This window comes from Pseudomonas sp. NY15356 (assembly GCF_048068175.1).
In the GTDB taxonomy this organism is placed as follows: domain Bacteria; phylum Pseudomonadota; class Gammaproteobacteria; order Pseudomonadales; family Pseudomonadaceae; genus Aquipseudomonas; species Aquipseudomonas putida_K.
In genome coordinates, this window is the sequence record NZ_JBLUPW010000086.1 from 1 (window position 1) to 481 (window position 481).

A 481-nucleotide genomic window follows, 5' to 3' on the forward strand; every position below is an offset into this window, starting at 1 on the left:
GTTGCCCTTGTCGTCGTAGCGCGCTCGCCAGGTGCTGCCGTCCGGGTAGCTGACCTGCGTCACCAGGGTGGTCAGGTGGTGATACTCGTAGGTGGTCTTGCGCCCCAGCGGATCGGTTTCCTCGAGCAGGCGGGCGAACTCGTCGTACTTGAAGGCGAGTTTGTTGCCGTCCGGCAGGCCCAGGCCGATCATATTGCCCTGCTCGTCCAGCTCGATGGCATAGCGCTCGCCACCATAGTCCCGGCTGGCGACCACGCGATGGTCGGCGTTGTACTGCACTTCCAGCTCGCGGCCGAGCACGTCGGTGGCCCAACTGGTGCGGGCGCTCAGGTCGTAGCGGAAGTGATAGTGCTCACCGTCGCTGGTCCAGTGCTCCACCACGCGCGGCTTGTCGCCAATGGTTTCCCAGCGGTAGTGGCAGCCCAGGCCCAGCGCGTTGCTGTGGCTGGTCATCAGCCCTTCGGCGTAGGTGAAGCCGCGC

Annotated in this window: 1 pseudogene; it reads right to left on the reverse strand. The window is 65.7% G+C overall.

The features are described from left to right. Positions 1 to 481: pseudogene (locus ACNFCI_RS24030) on the reverse strand (type IV secretion protein Rhs); the annotation flags it as partial.